Annotated in this window: 13 protein-coding genes and 1 tRNA gene; 5 read left to right on the plus strand and 9 right to left on the minus strand. The window is 33.1% G+C overall.

The annotated features are described in order from the left end of the window. Window positions 1-12: 12 nt before the first annotated feature. The 6 genes from ACNQGG_RS02090 to rplM form a co-directional block, all read right to left on the minus strand. A complete protein-coding gene (locus ACNQGG_RS02090) occupies window positions 13-531 on the minus strand; it encodes a hypothetical protein (RefSeq protein WP_417961076.1) in 519 nt (172 codons plus the stop codon). A gap of 21 nt (window positions 532-552) precedes the next feature. Next, window positions 553-2,163 carry a hypothetical protein gene (locus ACNQGG_RS02095; protein ID WP_417961078.1) on the minus strand — a complete coding sequence of 537 codons (1,611 nt, stop codon included), beginning with the start codon at window positions 2,161-2,163 and terminating at the stop codon, window positions 553-555. Between the two features lie 228 nt (window positions 2,164-2,391). Further along, window positions 2,392-3,216 (minus strand): translation elongation factor Ts, encoded by an 825-nt coding sequence (tsf, locus tag ACNQGG_RS02100; RefSeq protein ID WP_417961080.1) that lies wholly within the window; start codon window positions 3,214-3,216, stop codon window positions 2,392-2,394. A gap of 132 nt (window positions 3,217-3,348) precedes the next feature. After that, complete coding sequence (gene rpsB, locus ACNQGG_RS02105; protein WP_417961083.1) at window positions 3,349-4,164, minus strand: 30S ribosomal protein S2; 816 nt, start codon at window positions 4,162-4,164, stop codon at window positions 3,349-3,351. Window positions 4,165-4,338: 174 nt separating this feature from the next. Next, a complete protein-coding gene (gene rpsI / locus ACNQGG_RS02110) occupies window positions 4,339-4,725 on the minus strand; it encodes a 30S ribosomal protein S9 (protein WP_066080508.1) in 387 nt (128 codons plus the stop codon). After that, the gene (gene rplM / locus ACNQGG_RS02115; RefSeq protein ID WP_416842602.1) at window positions 4,725-5,180 is read right to left on the minus strand and encodes a 50S ribosomal protein L13; all 456 of its coding nucleotides are present in this window, start codon (window positions 5,178-5,180) and stop codon (window positions 4,725-4,727) included. Before rplM ends, rpsI begins: the two co-directional genes overlap by 1 nt. A gap of 344 nt (window positions 5,181-5,524) precedes the next feature. Here rplM and ACNQGG_RS02120 point away from each other — a divergent pair, with 344 nt between their 5' ends. Next, on the plus strand, window positions 5,525-6,550 hold the full coding sequence (locus ACNQGG_RS02120) for a LacI family DNA-binding transcriptional regulator (protein WP_417961085.1): 1,026 nt from the start codon (window positions 5,525-5,527) through the stop codon (window positions 6,548-6,550). Window positions 6,551-6,663: 113 nt separating this feature from the next. Here ACNQGG_RS02120 and polA read toward each other — a convergent pair whose 3' ends face one another. Further along, complete coding sequence (gene polA, locus ACNQGG_RS02125) at window positions 6,664-9,504, minus strand: DNA polymerase I (protein WP_417961087.1); 2,841 nt, start codon at window positions 9,502-9,504, stop codon at window positions 6,664-6,666. A gap of 368 nt (window positions 9,505-9,872) precedes the next feature. On the opposite strand from polA, the gene ACNQGG_RS02130 reads away from it, so the two are divergent. From ACNQGG_RS02130 to ACNQGG_RS02140, 3 genes are all read left to right on the plus strand, one after another. After that, a complete protein-coding gene (locus ACNQGG_RS02130) occupies window positions 9,873-11,381 on the plus strand; it encodes a hypothetical protein (protein WP_417961089.1) in 1,509 nt (502 codons plus the stop codon). Window positions 11,382-11,635: 254 nt separating this feature from the next. Continuing rightward, window positions 11,636-12,871, plus strand: coding sequence for a metallophosphoesterase (locus tag ACNQGG_RS02135; protein ID WP_417961091.1), 1,236 nt, complete (start codon window positions 11,636-11,638; stop codon window positions 12,869-12,871). A gap of 73 nt (window positions 12,872-12,944) precedes the next feature. Beyond that, the gene (locus ACNQGG_RS02140; protein ID WP_039108730.1) at window positions 12,945-13,241 is read left to right on the plus strand and encodes a thioredoxin family protein; all 297 of its coding nucleotides are present in this window, start codon (window positions 12,945-12,947) and stop codon (window positions 13,239-13,241) included. A 3-nt stretch (window positions 13,242-13,244) separates the two neighbouring features. On the opposite strand, the gene ACNQGG_RS02145 is transcribed toward ACNQGG_RS02140, so the two are convergent. Next, entirely contained in the window at window positions 13,245-13,886 is a 642-nt protein-coding gene (locus tag ACNQGG_RS02145) for a polysaccharide deacetylase family protein (protein WP_417961093.1), read from the minus strand. Between the two features lie 83 nt (window positions 13,887-13,969). After that, a complete protein-coding gene (locus ACNQGG_RS02150; protein WP_417961094.1) occupies window positions 13,970-17,245 on the minus strand; it encodes a glycosyltransferase family 117 protein in 3,276 nt (1,091 codons plus the stop codon). Window positions 17,246-17,497: 252 nt separating this feature from the next. Between ACNQGG_RS02150 and ACNQGG_RS02155 the strand changes: the two genes are divergently transcribed. Continuing rightward, window positions 17,498-17,568: transfer RNA gene (locus tag ACNQGG_RS02155), tRNA-Gln, on the plus strand. Window positions 17,569-17,650 lie beyond the last annotated feature (82 nt).

Raw genomic sequence — 17,650 nt, forward strand, 5'->3', positions numbered from 1 at the left:
TTATTTTTACGGTTAAAAACCAGATGAGAGACCTCTTATTATTCCAGCAATTTCTAAATCACGTCTTAATGCATCTTTAGATACGGATACAATTATTCCTACTTTATATTCTTTACCTACTTTCATTCTGTCAGAAGCATCAACCATTCCGTCCGTTGATTCAGATACGAATTTCATGTATTTTCCGCCTTCTTCAAAAAAGGGTTCAAAGAAATCCATTTTTTCCATTTCAACGTTAGGGTTTGTAGCCATAGGTTTTTGGGATGCACAACCTCTGCCATCACCACCAAATCCTTTGAATATTACACCATGAACTGCATTCTTTTTTGCTTGTGTAATGGCTATGCTTGGTTTTTTAGAATAGGACCAAACTTTTATTAGGTAAGTTCCATCAGTTCCTACACCTGCACATTCTATCTCATATCTCCATGCTTCGGTAGCTTTGTCAGCTTTTTTTTGTTTCCCGGACTGAGCAAAAGTTGATGCTGATGCAATAAGTATTAATAATACTGTAAGTATTTGTTTTTTCATTTTTTATTTAATTTGAGGTTCTTATTTTCCTTTTTTCTGAACCAAGAGCATTCCTGGGTAGAAATCGTTACCGCTAATTTTTTTGAAGTAAGTTTTATCGGTTGTATTGTTAGGATTTTCTACATCAGCTCCGTAACGATTATCCCAAATAGGGAAAGTGGTATCTACTTTGATTACACCAACGCTTACATATTTAGGAATACCATCTTCATCTATTTGTTGTTCCAAAACATCAAATATAGATTTGTCATTCAATCCTTCTTTTAACCCGATTTTTGCCGTGAGCGGTTCGTTTGTATATATTGGGGTTTTGGTTTTGAATTCGTCGTGATTTTTTTGAAGTTTTACAACTACGGCGTCAATTGCTTTCATCGTGGCTCTTTCAACTAATTTTATATCTGTTTTATTTGTAAAAATTGAAGATTGTACATCTGCCCATGAATCGTCTGTACCTATATAAACCAACTTGAAAATATCAGTTTCATCAAATGCTTTTTTCTTTGTGGGAGTTATACTTTTATCTGTTGCCCAAAAGTCGTTATAGAATTTTGCTGCGACTTCTTCATTCCAATCCAATCGATATAAGTGGGCTTTGGTTTTAACAATATACCCTTTACCGGCCACAGTAACACCTATTGCGGCCACATTAGAAATAGTTGATAGTGTTGATCCGCCTGGAACATAACTTGCCACTGTACCAACAGCATTTAACCAGCCACCTGCTTTTTTTGCAACCTCTTCCTTGTTTGTATATTTGAATTCGTTTATCAATACAAAAGTGTTTTTTATTAGGTCTTCACCTGCATCGCCTAACATAGTTAGTCCTCTTTTACTGGCTCTTGCTTTAGCGATGTCAAGTACTGTTGCATCATAATTACCTCTTGATTTAATCAAATTCATATTGAATCCCCCTTTGGGGGAGCGGTCGAACCATTTTGCGACTAATTCCCTTGCTATGTCATTTGTCCCTTTTTGGGCTTGTTTAATTTGGTCTTTAACTTCTTGAGGCATAAGGTCAACAAGTTCTTTTTGATATCTTTGGTTGTCAAATTGAACCCTTTTGTCTGCGTATTCAGTTATTTTTTTCTTTTTAGTAACTCCAATTTCCTTTGCTTCATCTTCGAGTCTTTTTCTTTCGGACTGATATTCTTGCAGGTATGGGGATTGTGTTATGGTACTTAAAATTCCTGTCGAAGTTGAAAGTGAAGGACTGTTGTTTGCTCCTGTAAGTAAGGCTCCAAATATTTCTGGATTTCCATTAGGTGATGAAGTGATGTTGCTTGGCAAGTTTTCTAAAACCCTTTTGTCTAGATTATGGTTGTTGAATTTGTCCGGAATTTTGCTGGTTACAAAGTATTTTTTAATAGAATCCGCATAAGGCATGTTTGGGGCTTCTACCATCATTGTATATAGAGAACTTCTTCGATACTTGATTTTTAATGGATTTGATTCTGGCGCTTCCTCAACAATTGGTTTGTCAACAATTTCAGGTTCCTCTCTCAGAACCTCTTTTTTTAATATAGTTTTTTTAACGTTTTTTTTGTTTGTAGCTCCCTTCTTAACTTTTGATTGGGCATTTAATGTAGTGATTGTAAAAATTAATAGTAAGGCAGTAAGTAATTTTATTTTCATAAATTTTTGGTTTAGATTTTGGAGAAATCTTGTTTGCTTACAAAAATAAATTTTAGTTTTTTAAGACACAATACCTATTTTTAGGCATATTTCAATAAAAAACAAGTAAGATAAAACTTATGTAAAATAAAAAAATATAAAAAACCCATTTCAAATTACTTCGAAATGGGTTTTTTATATAAATAAATGCGGGCTGTAAAATTCACAGTTTTGTTCCTCGCAATGATTTTATCCTAAAGCGGCTCTTTTAAAACCTGTAACGATAAGATCTTTATCTAAAGATTTAGCATAAGCAGCAACGCTCATTTTATTATCTTTAATGTAGTCTTGGTTTACCAAAGTATTGTCTTTGAAGAAACGAGCCAATTTACCTTTAGCGATATTGTCTAACATTGCTTCTGGTTTTCCTTCTTGACGTAGGATATCTTTAGCAATTTCTATTTCTTTTTCGATAGTTTCAGCGTCTACACCACTTTCGTCTAATGCGATAGGTGACATAGCTGCAGCTTGCATAGCGATGTTTCTTGATACTTCATCAGCACCATCTATTTTTGCAGATAGACTAACTAAAGTAGCAATTTTGTTTCCAGAGTGGATGTAAGACCCGATGAAAGCACCTTCTAATTTTTCGAAAGTTCTTATTTCCAGTTTTTCACCAATAACTCCAGTTTGCTCGATTAATTTATCAGCAACAGTAACTCCGTTGAAGTCAGCAGCTAAAAATGCTTCTTTATTGTCAAAATTCAATGCTAAATTAGCCATTTCAGTAGCCATTTTGACAAAGTTTTCATTCATACCTACGAAGTCAGTCTCACAGTTCAATGTGATCACAACACCAGCAGTTTTGTCAGCATTTACAACAGCAATTGCAGCGCCTTCAGTAGATTCTCTGTCTGAACGGTTAGCGGCTACTTTTTGCCCTTTTTTACGTAAGTTTTCGATAGCTAAATCAAAATCTCCGTCTGCTTCAACCAAGGCTTTTTTGCAGTCCATCATACCTGCACCAGTGATTGTTCTTAATTTATTTACGTCTGCAGCAGTAATTGTTGCCATATGTATTATTTTTTAAGGTTAAAAGTAAAAAATTCCAAGTATCAAATCCAATTTCCAATTTTATTAAATTATCAACTTTAGGTTTCTAATTTTTTATGGAGAGGAATTTAAAACTTGGAATTAAATGTTAATCTATTCTTTAGTTGCAGGAGTTACTGTTTCAGTAACGGGAGCAACAACTTCAGCAGCAGGAGCTACTTCTACGGCTTCAGCAGCAGGAGCAACAACTTCGGCAGTAGCTTCACCTTCTTTGTCAGAACCTCTATCAGAAAGTCCTTCAACAATTGCAGCTGTAACTAAAGATAAAATTTTATCAATTGATTTAGAAGCATCATCGTTAGATGGGATTACGAATTCAACCTCTCTTGGGTCAGAATTGGTATCCACCATTGCGAAAACTGGAATGTTTAATTTTTGAGCTTCTTTTATTGCAATGTGTTCCGCTTTGATATCAACTACGAACAATGCAGCTGGTAGTCTAGACATGTCAGCGATTGAACCTAAGTTTTTCTCTAATTTAGCACGAAGACGATCAACTTGTAAACGCTCTTTTTTAGAAAGGGTCATGAATGTACCATCTTTCTTCATTTTATCAATAGTAGCCATTTTTTTAACAGCTTTACGGATAGTTACGAAGTTAGTTAGCATTCCACCAGGCCATCTTTCAGTGATATAAGGCATGTTTGCAGCTTTTGCTTTTTCAGCAACGATGTCTTTTGCTTGTTTTTTGGTAGCAACGAATAATATTTTTCTACCTGATGCAGCGATTTTTTTCAAAGCTTCATTAGCTTCTTCAATTTTTGCTGCAGTTTTATATAGATTGATAATGTGAATACCATTACGCTCCATATAAATGTAAGGAGCCATGTTTGGATCCCATTTTCTAGTCATGTGTCCGAAGTGAACACCTGCTTCTAGTAATTCTTTTACTTCTACTTTGTTTGCCATTTTGTTCTAGTTTACGTTCTGTTGATTAGCAATGAATAAATGGCGATTTCTCGGCTTTATACATTTAGATGCTAAACTATTTCCTACCTCGGTAGGAGAGCAACAACAACTGTTTTTTTTAATTTCAATAAATAATTGACAATGTCTTGTCCCATTTGAACAAGACAGGTAATATTAACGTTTAGAGAATTGGAATCTCTTACGAGCTTTCTTCTGACCGAATTTCTTACGTTCAACCATTCTTGGATCTCTTGTTAATAAACCTTCTGGTTTCAAGATAGCTCTGTTTTCAGCATTCACTTCACACATAACACGTGCTAATGCCATTCTTACAGCTTCTGCTTGACCAGTTGAACCACCACCGTAAACGTTAACTTTTACGTCAAAGTTGCTTACATTTTCTGTCATAGACATAGGTTGTAAAACTTTGTACTGTAAAGTTGCAGTTGGGAAGTACGTTTCGAATGCTTTTTTGTTTACAGTGATTACTCCTGTTCCTTCTGAAACATAAACACGTGCAACAGCGGTTTTTCTTCTACCGATTTTGTGAATAACTCCCATTACTTAAGATCGTTAAGGTTAACTGTTCTAGGTTTTTGAGCCCCTTGTTTGTGCTCTGATCCTACAACAACATTTAAATTTCTAAAAAGTTCAGCACCAATTTTGTTTTTTGGTAACATCCCTTTTATCGCTTTTTCTACTAGTAATGCAGGATTTTTCGATTGCAATACTTTAGCAGTTAAAGTTCTTTGACCTCCTGGGTAACCAGTGTGACGGATGTATGTTTTTTCATCCATTTTGTTACCTGTAAGGTTAATTTTTTCTGAGTTGATAACGATTACGTTATCTCCGCAGTCCACGTGTGGTGTGTAACTTGGTTTGTACTTACCTCTCAAAATCATAGCGACTTTTGAAGCAAGACGACCTAAGTTATGACCATCAGCATCTACAACGATCCACTCTTTTGTAACAGTGGCTTTGCTTGCTGATTGTGTCTTGTAGCTTAATGCGTCCATAATATTTTTTTAATTAAACATTCCATCCCCAATAAAGGGGTTGCAAAAGTACAATTAATTATTTTAAATACAAATACCTTAAATGATTATTTTTCTCTTGTTTTTGTCCTGATAATCAAATGTATATTTAGATTTAATTTAAGACATGTTTTTTTGAATTATACTTATAATAGGTCTTTCAATAATTGTATTACATTTGTTGTCGAATAAAATTTGTATATTACACTTTTGTAAACGCAGTTTTTACATATGAAATAACTATTTTGTTTAAGAAACACAATTGTAAATTTATTTTTAAATTGGCCTGTTTTTTATAATCATTAGAAAGCAATAAATACCGACCTATGAAAGCTAAAGCAACTTTAAAACAAATTGCAAAAGAACTAAATGTCTCTGTTTCCACAGTTTCAAAAGCACTTAATGATAGTCCTGAAATAAGTGAATCAACAAAAATCAAAATCAAAGAATACGCAAAACTAAAAAATTACAAACCAAACGTTATTGGTTTGAATCTTAAAAATAGAAAAACCAAAACTATTGGGGTAATTATTCCTAATATTCTGAATTCTTTTTTTGCAAAAGTATTTAGTGGTATTGAAAAAGTTGCTGATGAAAAAGGATATAATGTTATTATGTGTATCTCTAATGAATCATTAGAAAAAGAAGCGCATACCCTTGAAATGTTGAGTAACGGAACAATAGATGGGTTTATTTTGTCTGTTTCAGAAGAAGCACAAAAACTTCATGAATACAATCATTTCAAAGAAATTATAAATGACGGTACTCCTATAGTTATGTTTGATAGAATTGCTGATGGGGTAGAATGTGATAAAGTAATTGTGGATGATTTTGATTCGGCTTTAAATTCGACACAGCATTTAATAAATTTAGGCTGTAAGAATATAGCTTTATTTTCTTCTGTAGATAATTTAAGTGTCGGTAAATTAAGAGCTGAGGGGTATCTCAAAGCTTTGGAAAATAACAATATTCCCGTAAATGAAAATTTAATTATTCGAACTGATTCTGAGGCACATTTGAAAGATAAAATTAAGGCTGTTTTTGATAATAATAAAATTGACGGTATTTTTGCTTTGGATGAAAATGATTCTGTGGCCGCTTTAAAAATTGGTCTTAAAAAAGGGTATAAAATTCCAAAAGAGCTTTCTATTATAGGTTTCGCTGACGGAATTCTTGCTTCCAGAAGATTGTCACCAAGTTTAACTACCGTAAGCCAGCATGGTATAGAAATAGGGGAGGTTGCTGCTAAATTGCTTATTGACAGATTAGAATCAAAAGAGGAGGATTTGCCATATGAGACAGTTGTAATCAAAACAAAATTGAAAGAAAGAGATTCAACAAGAAAATTGTAACAACTTAAAAAGAGTATTTAAAAAGCCATTCAAAATTTTGAATGGCTTTTTTTGTGTATTTTAACGAATAGTTTTTAAGTCAATGTTTGTATAGATTTCGAAAATAATAAATTCTAATGTGCTTCCAGCCAATCTTTTCCTGCTCCTAAATCGACGTCCAAAGGCACGTCAAGTTTAAATGCATGTTCCATTTCGGATTTTATCATTGGTTGGATTTTTTCGAGTTCCGAATTATGGACATCAAAAACAAGCTCATCATGTACCTGCAACAGCATTTTGCTTTTCCAGTTTTCAGATGTTAGTTTTTTATGAATGTTTATCATCGCAATTTTGATAATGTCGGCAGCACTTCCTTGTATTGGAGCATTTACCGCATTTCTTTCCGAAGCACCACGAACTACAGCATTGGCTGAATTGATGTCTTTCAAATAGCGGCGACGGCCAAGAATCGTTTGTACAAATCCATTTTCTCGTGCATATTCAATTTGTTCTTGAATATAGGTTTTCAATTTAGGATATGTTTTGTAATAGGCTTCAATTAGAGCGGCACTTTCAGAACGGGAAAGAGAGGTTTGGTTACTCAATCCAAATGCTGAAACCCCATAAATAATACCAAAATTTACCGTCTTGGCGTGGCTTCGTTGTTCACGGGTAACTTCTTCTAAAGGAACATTAAATACCTTTGAAGCGGTTGATTTGTGAATGTCTTCATGATTTTGAAAGGCGGCAATCATATTTTCTTCACCACTCAATGCTGCAATAATGCGGAGTTCTATTTGAGAATAATCGGCAGAAACAATCGTGTGATTTTCATCTCTGGCAACAAATGCTTTTCTGATTTGTCTTCCGCGTTCGGTACGAATTGGAATGTTTTGTAAGTTTGGATTGTTAGAACTTAAACGTCCAGTTGCCGCCACAGTTTGCATATAATCAGTATGAATTCGATCTGTAATTTTGTCTACTTGGTTTGGCAAGGCCTCAACATAGGTGTTTTGAAGTTTTACGAATTGTCGCCAATCAAGAATATCTTTTACAATTGGATTTTCAGTGGCTAAATAACTCAAGATTTCCTCACCAGTGGCATATTGACCGGTTTTGGTTTTCTTTTGTTTTACTCCTCCAATTTTTAATTTGTCGAATAAAACATCGCCTAATTGTTTTGGGGACGCTAAATTGAATTTTTCGCCGGCAGCTTCAAAAATTTTTGCCTCTAGTATTTTGATATCATCATCCAATGTTTTTGATAGTGATTTCAAGAAATCTACATCTACACGAATTCCTTCTTTTTCCATATCGGCCAAGACTTTTACCAGTGGAATTTCAATCTCCTCAAAAAGTTTTTTGGTGCCGGTTTTGTCTAATTCCAAAGTGAATATTTCTTTGAGTTGAAAGGTAACATCAGCATCTTCAACGGCATATTCTTTAATCTCTTCCAAGTCAACATCACGCATTGATTTTTGGTTTTTTCCTTTTTTTCCAATTAAAGCTTCAATGGATTTTGGTGAATATTTTAAATAGGTTTCCGCTAAAATATCCATATTGTGGCGCATATCCGGATTAATCAGATAATGGGCAATCATTGTGTCGAATAATTTTCCTTCTACTTTAATATTGTAATTCGAAAGAATTTTTAAATCATATTTTAAATTCTGTCCAATTTTCTCAATACTTTCATTTTCGAAAAAAGGAATGAATTTTTCGATTAAAGTTTGCGCCTCTTCTTGGTTTTCTGGAAAGGGAACATAGAATCCTTTTCCTTTTTCATATGAAAATGAGATTCCTACCAATTCTGCATGTAAAGCATCTAATCCTGTTGTTTCAGTATCAAAACAAACCGAAGATTGGTTTTGTAAATTTTGCAATAATAATTTCAGTCCTAAATCACCTTGTATAATTTGATAGGAATGTTCCGTGTTCTCTAGTGAATTATAATATTGATGACGTGTTTCTTCTGATGTCTCATCAGGAATCGTACTCCCAAAAAGATCAAATTGTTCTTCGTTTTTGGGTTGTGTTTTTTTGTATAATTTGGCTTCATCAACGGGTTTATTCGCCGTTGCAGTTCCGCCTTTTTTAAATATTGCATCAAATTGTTCCGCCATTCTTCGGAATTCTAATTCGTTGAAAAGCGCATCCGTTTTTTCTACATCTGGAGTTGATAGTTCGTAATCAGTTTCGTCGAAAACAACTGGGCAGTCCAGTAAAATAGTGGCCAAAGTTTTAGATAATAATCCTTTGGCTGCGTTAGCTTCAATATTTTCTTTCATTTTTCCTTTTAGCTTGTCAGTATTTGCCAAAAGGTTTTCCATAGTTCCAAATTCCTTTAACAATTTCTTCGCAGTAACTTCTCCTACACCGGGTAATCCGGGAATATTATCAGCTGCATCACCCATCATTCCAAGAAAATCAATCACTTGATCTGGTCTTTCAATTTCGAATTTTGCCAATACTTCAGGAATTCCCCAAATTTCAATTCCATTACCCATACGAGCAGGTTTGTACATGAAAATATTTTCGGAAACAAGTTGTGCAAAATCCTTATCTGGGGTAACCATAAAGACTTTGTAATTCTGTTTTTCGGCTTGCTTTGCAATGGTTCCAATTAAATCATCTGCTTCGTAACCTTTGACTTCTATGATAGGAATATGCATCGCTTTGAGCAAATCTTGTATGTATGGAATGGCAATTTTTATGGCTTCGGGCGTCGCATCACGATGGGCTTTATACTCTGGGAATATGTCGTTTCTTAATTGACTTCCGCCATTGTCAAAAGCAACGGCTAAATGATCCGGTTTTTCTCTTTTTATTACGTCCATCAAGGAATTCATGAATCCCATAATGGCCGATGTGTCCATTCCTTTCGAATTGATTCGAGGATTTTTTATAAAAGCATAATAACCACGAAAGATTAAAGCATAAGCATCGAGAAGGAACAGGCGTTTTTGTTGTGACATAATGGAGATTTTGTAAAGTTTTCAAAAGTACAAAACTTGACAGATAAAGAAGAGGCAGTTTTAAATTTTTCTCAGTATTCCTGTTTTAAACTTATTTTAGAATTTAAAAAATGTAGTTTGAATTTTTTTTTAATCTAAAATAGCTTTGAATGGGCGATCGGATGCGGTTTAATTTGAAAGAAAACAATTACTTAGTTTTAAAAATAAAATTTTTATTTTTATTTTTTGTAATATATTAATTATGTATTAATTAATATGACGCATTTAATCGATTAAATATGTATTTAAACGATTTATTGTGTAAATTTACTAAATGAAGTTAGAGTTCAATGAGGGACTTTTATATTTAATCTTTTAATTCGTGTATTATGGAAAAAAATTACTTTACTAAAATGGTTTTACGAGCCTATTTGTTACTTTTCATGATAATAACGACAAGTGTGTTTGCCCAAGTTGGAATTGGAACTGTTACTCCGAATGCAAGTTCTGTTTTAGATGTATCTTCTACAACTCAAGGAATGTTAACGCCAAGAATGACTACAGCGCAACGGATAGCAGTCGTATCTCCTGCCGATGGTCTAATAGTCTATGACACTGATTTAAAATCTTTTTATCATTATAATTCAACTTTAGCATCTTGGAGCAAGATGAGTAGTGATGGTAATGGGAGATTAAAATTCAAAATTATTAAATCTACTGATGTTTTAGCGACAGTCTTAGCTGCTGAAAAAACGGCTGGTGGAAGCACTAAATATCTTCTGGATACAAATACTTTGTATGAAATTAACGGCATCATTAATGTTGATTTACCCATAGAATTGAATAATGCTTATATTATTGGTATGGATGCTGGTGAAGATAAGTTAATTAAGGCATCAGGTGATCTTTTTACAGGAGCAACTGGAGGCTCTGTTAAGGTATTAACTTTGACAGCAACAAGTGGTAATGTTTTTAATGTTATTGGAACGGGATCAATTGCTTCAGGGACACAAACGCAAAGTTTAGTTTTAAGGGATTGTATCGTTGCGAGCTCTTCTAATATAGGAAAAATTGAAAATTTCGCATTAGCTTTTGTAAGTATTGTACAATATTTAGGAAATACTACTGGAATTGTTTATAAAGATATCAGTAAAGTTTTGCTTAGTAATGCAGCTTGGTTTGGTAATAATTCAGGAATTTATGAAACATTCCAAGGGACTTTTGGTTTAGTTGAAAAAACAGGCGGGTTTAGTGAAGTTTACGGAGCTGCCGTTGGTCTTGATGTTTCCAGTAATCCTACAATTACTGGAGATGCAGTAATAGAAACAGTTGTTTTTACAGGTACGCTTACAACAGGAAAATATGTTAATGGGTATAGTGTAGGTAGTTACACTGGGTATAATTTTAATGATAAGTGGACTGTTAGGTCAGCAGGAGTGCCTAATGAAGGTGATGCTGCCGCTACTGGAGATATGAATTTTGATTATGCTGTTGGTTCAGGGGCTTCAACTACTTTTAATAATTCGAATCCGAGTAATATTATAAAGTTATTAGGGATTTCAACATCAGCTAATTTATATAGGTTTTCAAGAAATTCAACAGATAATCGTCTTCAATATTTAGGAAAGAAAAAAAGGTTTTTTCAACTTACTGGATCTGTTTCGTTTCAGGTGAGTAATGCTGGGACATATATTATTTATATTGCAAAGAATGGAGCGCCAATCACTCAATATAAAGTTTATGGAAAAGGATTAGCTGCAAATGATATTTTAGTACTTCCATTAATTGCTTCAACAGAGTTGTCAACAAATGACTATCTTGAAGTTTATGTCCAAAGATATTCGGGAGGAAATAATGATTATATCGTGACTCCAAATTTAAATATAGTTGTTAAGTAATCAGATGGTGTTTTACGGTTTTACTGTTTTTAATAATCAAAAAAATATGTTTGTTGATTGATTTTATTTTTCAACTTGAAAAAATAATTTAAAGTGCTTTGCTGACAATTTGAGGCTATTCAAAAATAAGGATAGCCTCTTTTTTATAAAAAGATGTTTGTTAAAATAGATTTGGTATAATTTTAGTTAAATTTTGATTAATAAAAACCTGTTGTGTTTTCTTAATTTGTTATTTTGTATAAAAATATTATAAAATGATTCTTCGCATACTATTATTATGTTTTGTCCTTCTTATTGTTGAGCTTTATGCATTTCAAGCATTACGAACCTTAATAAAGGTGAAATGGGTTTTAATTTCTTACCAAATTATTAGTTTATTACTTTTAGTATTTATTGTTTATTCTTTCATGCAGTTTGACCGCTCTGTTGGGCAAACTAAGCAAACAATGCTTACTATGGGTTTAGTGCTTTTGGTATATGTTCCAAAAATGTTTTTAGCTCTTGTCTTACTTGGGGAAGATATCTTTAGAATAGGAGCGGGATCAGTAAATTATTTTATTCAGAACAATGATAATATAGCTTTTTTAGCTTCAAGAAGGAAGTTTATAAGTCAGGTTGGATTAGGTTTGGCTGCTATTCCCTTTTTGTCTTTAATATACGGAGTGACGATAGGGAAATATAATTATAAAGTGATCAAACAACAAATTTTTTTTCCTGATTTGCCTGAGGCTTTCGATGGTTTTACAATTACTCAAATATCTGACGTTCATAGCGGAAGTTTTGATAATCCAGAAAAAATAAATTACGCGATAGATTTAGTAAACGAGCAAAATTCAGATATGATTTTGTTTACCGGAGATATTGTAAATACAGATGCCAAAGAAATGCATCCTTGGATTGAAACATTCAATAGGATAAAAAAGCATGAATTTGGTAAATATTCTGTTTTAGGGAATCACGATTATGGGGAATATGTAACGTGGCCAACCGAGGCTGACAAAGAGAAAAATTTCCAAGATATAAAAAATCTATACGGGCAGATTGGTTTTAAATTAATGTTGAATGAACATACTTTTATCAAAAAAGGCAATGATAAAATTGCATTAATTGGTGTCGAAAATTGGGGGCAAAATTTCAAAAAAGCAGGTGATATTAACAAAGCTTCTGAGCATGTAAAGAAAGAAGATTTTAAAATTTTAATGAGTCACGATCCATCACATTGGGATTATGAAGTACAACATCACGAGAAAAATTTTCACCTTACATTATCAGGACACACACATGGAATGCAATTTGGGATTGAAATTCCAGGTTATTTCAAATGGAGTTTAGCACAATATGTTTACACACAATGGGCTGGTTTGTATGAAAATGTAGGTCGATATATCTATATAAATAGAGGATTTGGTTTTCATGCTTATCCGGGAAGAGTCGGAATAATGCCTGAAATTACTGTCATTGAACTAAAAAAAGGCAAGGATGTAGCTTAATTCGTTTAAAATGTTACATTTGTAGAATAATTATCTTTTTTCAGTAAATTTAGAAAATTAAATTTTTGCTTTTATGTCAAAATTTGGAGAACTTATAAACACACAAATTCCTGTGTTGATTGATTTTTATACGGATTGGAATGAATCTTCTGTTTCAATGCATCCTGTAATTAGAGATGTTGCTGCTGCTCTTGGTGATAAAGCGAAAGTGATTAAGATAGATGTTGATAAAAATCAAGAATTAGCCGAAGCACTTCGAATAAAAGGTCTTCCTACGCTTATGATTTATAAAGAAGGGTTAATGATCTGGAGACAATCCGGAGAGTTAGATGCCAACACAATTATTAGTATTGTTCAAGAACAATTTTAGTTTTCATTCAATTACAGCACAAATAAAGTTGTTTTCTTTTAGATAAGCTAAAGTTCTTGGGAGTACATATTCTAAGTTTTTGAAAGCTTTTATACTATCATGAAAAACAATTATACTTCCAGATTCAATATTCGATAATACGTTTTCTAAACATTCTTCTTTAGATAGGTTTTGATCGAAATCGGCGCTTAGTACATCCCACATTATTATTGTGTAACCTAATCTTCGTATTTCTTTAGCTTGGGCTGTTTTTATCTTTCCATAAGGTGGACGGAAGAGTTTAGATTTTAGGTTGATTCCAGAATGCTGAATGATTTCCTCACAGCATTTGAAATTTTCTAAATAGACGCCAGTTGCTGTTTTCCAGCCATTCAGATGATTGAAGGTGTGATTTCCAATCGCATGACCTTCAGTGATTGTTTTTTTGAATGCTTCAGGATGTTTATCAATATTATCTCCTATACAAAAAAAAGTTGCATTTGCATTGTAATTCTTTAATTCTCCCAAAACCCATTCAGTAATCTCTGGAATTGGTCCGTCGTCAAAGGTGAGATAAACTTTATTTCCAGTATTGGGTAAGTCCCAAGTGTAATTTGGAAATATTTTTTTTATAATCCAATTCGTTTTTATCCACTGAAGTTTCATTTTTGTTATTTTTAAAAGTAAAAAAAATAGCGACATTTTTAAATATCGCTATAGTTTCTAGTTATCCAATTCTCGGACTAAATTTACTCTTTTTCACGACCAAAACGTTCGAACATTTTAATATACGTATTGAAAATTACTTTGTTTTTATTGTAAAAAGCTGAATCTCCGCTTTCTTTCATTACATGAAGTAAACCTCTGTAGCGTTCAATATCTGTTATTATATCCACTGCAATATCAGTTTGATCTACTGCATTGAGATTAATGTAGTAATTTAGATTTTCTTGGTATTTAGTCATCAGTTTTTCAAGCAATTCTTGAGCTTTGGCCTTTTCTCCAATAGCATAATATCCTTTGGCAAATGGTTCAACCAAGGAATAATAACCAAATTTATCCAAAGGCATTTTTGTCATTGCCAAATCAATAATGTTTTTAGCTTTGTCTTTCTTTCCTTCTTTAATTAACTGATCCATCAATCGGGCAAGATTCATTCGGTACGTAATACTATTTCTTCTGGTTTCAGGATCATGATAAATAGTTGGGCTTTCACTATTTCCCCAATCCCACTTCATAACGTTGCTGTACATTTTGTCAGCATCAATCTGTCCCATTTCCATTTGGCTGTCATCCTTACCCATTTTAGTTTTTATAGGGACTAGTTTATAAACCATTCCGTCTAACTGAAGATAATCTTTCATCCATAAATAATCTTCATTGTCAAATGCGCCACCGCTAAAGTAGATAGGTCTTTTCCAGTTGTTATTAGCAACAATGTCGAGCATCATCAATCTGTTTTTATATAATGCATTTCCTTTGATGTCGATGTCTATATAAGGAACAATAGAGTCATTGTATTTAGTAGAAACAACTTTGTTTTTTATGATAACACTTTTGTCAACAGGAATTCTAAGTTTATTAGTTGGATAAAAATGAATAGTTTGTCCATTTTGCATCTCAACAGTAGATTTTGGATTTTTAATAAAATTGATAAAATCTTTTATTTCCCATCTGCTTTCCACTTTTGGAATATGTGCTACATAATCCAGTTTATCACCCACATATTCGTCATGGACAAATGAAATAGGTAAAGGATCTGATTCATACGTTTTAGTCTTCATTTGATCAATATACCAATCAGTCATGAAAAGACTTGTGTTTACAATTTTCACATCGGTTCTCACTTTTTCTATTTCTTGGGCGTACCAGAGTGGGAATGTATCGTTATCACCAATGGTAAATAATATTGCATCCTTATCACATGAATTTAAATATGCTTTAGCCATTGCAACAGCCGTGTATCTATTAGAACGATCATGATCATCCCAGTTTTGAGAAGCCATAAGTACTGGAGCAGCCAGCAAACTTGCTGCTATAATTATTGGTCCTGCTATTTTTGGAGCCAAATATTTCTGGAAACTTTCATATAAAGCATAGACGCCAAATCCTATCCAGATTGCAAATACATAGAAAGAACCCACTAAAGCATAATCTCTTTCACGAGGTTCAAACGGTCTTTCATTTAAATAAATTTTCAATGCTATTCCGGTGAATAAAAACAGAGCTAACAAGACATAGAAACTCTTTAAATCTTTATTGGCATGGTACATTAAGCCGATAAGACCAAGAATGAAAGGTAAAAAGAAATAGACATTTCGTCCCTTGTTATTCAACACATCCGATGGTAAATTATCTTGCGAACCTAAATGCAGACTGTCAACAAATTTTATTCCGCTAATCCAATTTCCGTCTAAATTGTCATATCTTCCTTGTACATCACTTTGGCGACCAACAAAATTCCACATTAAATACCTCCAGTACATATAGCCAAATTGATATTCGAACATGAAACGGAAATTGTCAACAGTAGTTGGTTTTTCTATGATTAAATAATCTCCGTAGCTTTTCAAGAAGGAAACATAACCGTCGTTGTCAATTTGTTTTTGAGCATATGCTTGTCTGAATTCTGTTACTGTTTTTTCGACTTCATTTTTTAACTGCGCAATGGCTTTGTTGTATTCTTCTTCGGTTAATTTGCTTGGATCAATGCCATATTTTGCTAAATCATCCTCATAAGGATAATCCGGATTAATTTTGAATTCTGGAGGGTTTGAGAAATTCATATAATTAGCTACATGTTCGGTACTCCACATTCTAGGTAAAATAGTTTTTTGATTGTCATCACTATTTTGTTCGGCATTTTTGAAATTATTGGTAATAACATACTTGCCTGTTTTATAGTCTCTTTCGTAGTTTGGAGCTTTGTCTAAATAAGGATGCTCCTTGTCTAAACCCGCAAAAGTTTCGGTATATTGAGAACCGTAAAACAAAGGATTTACACCATATTGTTCTCTATTATAATAAGCAAGTACTTCAGCTGCATCCGAAGGTTTGTTTTCATTAATTACTGTATTTGCATTTGCTCTAATAGGTAGCATCATCCAAGTGGAGAAACCAATTAAAATGAATAATATACAAAGGATTATGGTGTTGTAGAACACCAAACCTTTTTGTTTTGTGTATTTTAAACCAAAGAAAAAGAAAGCAATGAATAGAAGTCCAACAAAAATACTTCCTGAATCAAAAGGCATTCCCAATTTATTTACCATAAATACTTCAGTTTTTCCAAAGAAAGCCATGGTTAATGGCAATAATAATTTGAATATAAATAGTAAAATAGCAATTACAACAATATTTGCAATGATGAAGTTTTTGATAGTTACAACTTTATAATGTTTGAAAAAATAAAGAAAACCAATAGCAGGTATTGTTAATAGCGCCATGAAATGCACCCCAAATGAAAGTCCAATAACTAGCGAAATAATTAATAACCATTTATTTCCTCTAGGAGTTTCCATGTCTTGTTCCCAGCGTAAACCTAGCCAGAATAGTAAAGCAATGAATAAAGAGGCCATTGCATAAACTTCGGCTTCCACGGCATTAAACCAAAAGCTATCCGAAAAAGTATACGCTAATGTACCTACAAAAGCACTACCTAAAATAACAATATCATTGTTTTTATCATTTTCAGAAAATCGAGAAATCAGTTTTTTTAATAGTATCGTAGATGACCAATACATAAATAAAATAGTAAAGGCACTTGAGAAAACGGACATCATATTTACCATTAAGGCAATATGTTTATCATCTGAAGCAAACATAGCAAAAAAGGCGCCAATCATTTGGAATAAAGGGGCTCCGGGGGGGTGTCCTACTTCTAATTTTGCAGCTGTGGCAATGTATTCTCCACAATCCCAGAAACTCATTGTGGGTTCAACGGTGAGCGTGTATGTTACTAATGCGATTCCAAATGTAAACCAACCTATAATCGTATTCCATTTATTGAAATTGAATGTTGCCATATTTCAGTGCTAAATTGTAATTAAATTTTGAGTTACAAAGAAAATGTTTTTTTATGTAACGATGCGAGCATTAACAAAAATTTCTAAAAAACAAATCTAGAAAACTAATGAATTGGTTACTAGTGTTTTTGGTAAATTTAAAGACTGTTTATGTTCTTAGGGGAAATTATTTTCAATAAAAAGCGATAAAAAATTTGTGCAAATTAAAATTTGTTCTAAATTTGCACTCGCTAAGCAGTAGCAAAGCAATGCTGGTCTATGGTGTAATGGTAACACAACTGTTTTTGGTGCAGTCGTTCAAGGTTCGAGTCCTTGTAGACCAACGTAAAGCCTCTCAAATTTTGAGAGGCTTTTTTTATTTGAAAATTTTTGAAAGTTTTTTCTACTGCGGGAGTTTAATTTGAG

Source organism: Flavobacterium esculini (assembly GCF_048284325.1).
Taxonomy (GTDB): Bacteria; Bacteroidota; Bacteroidia; order Flavobacteriales; family Flavobacteriaceae; genus Flavobacterium.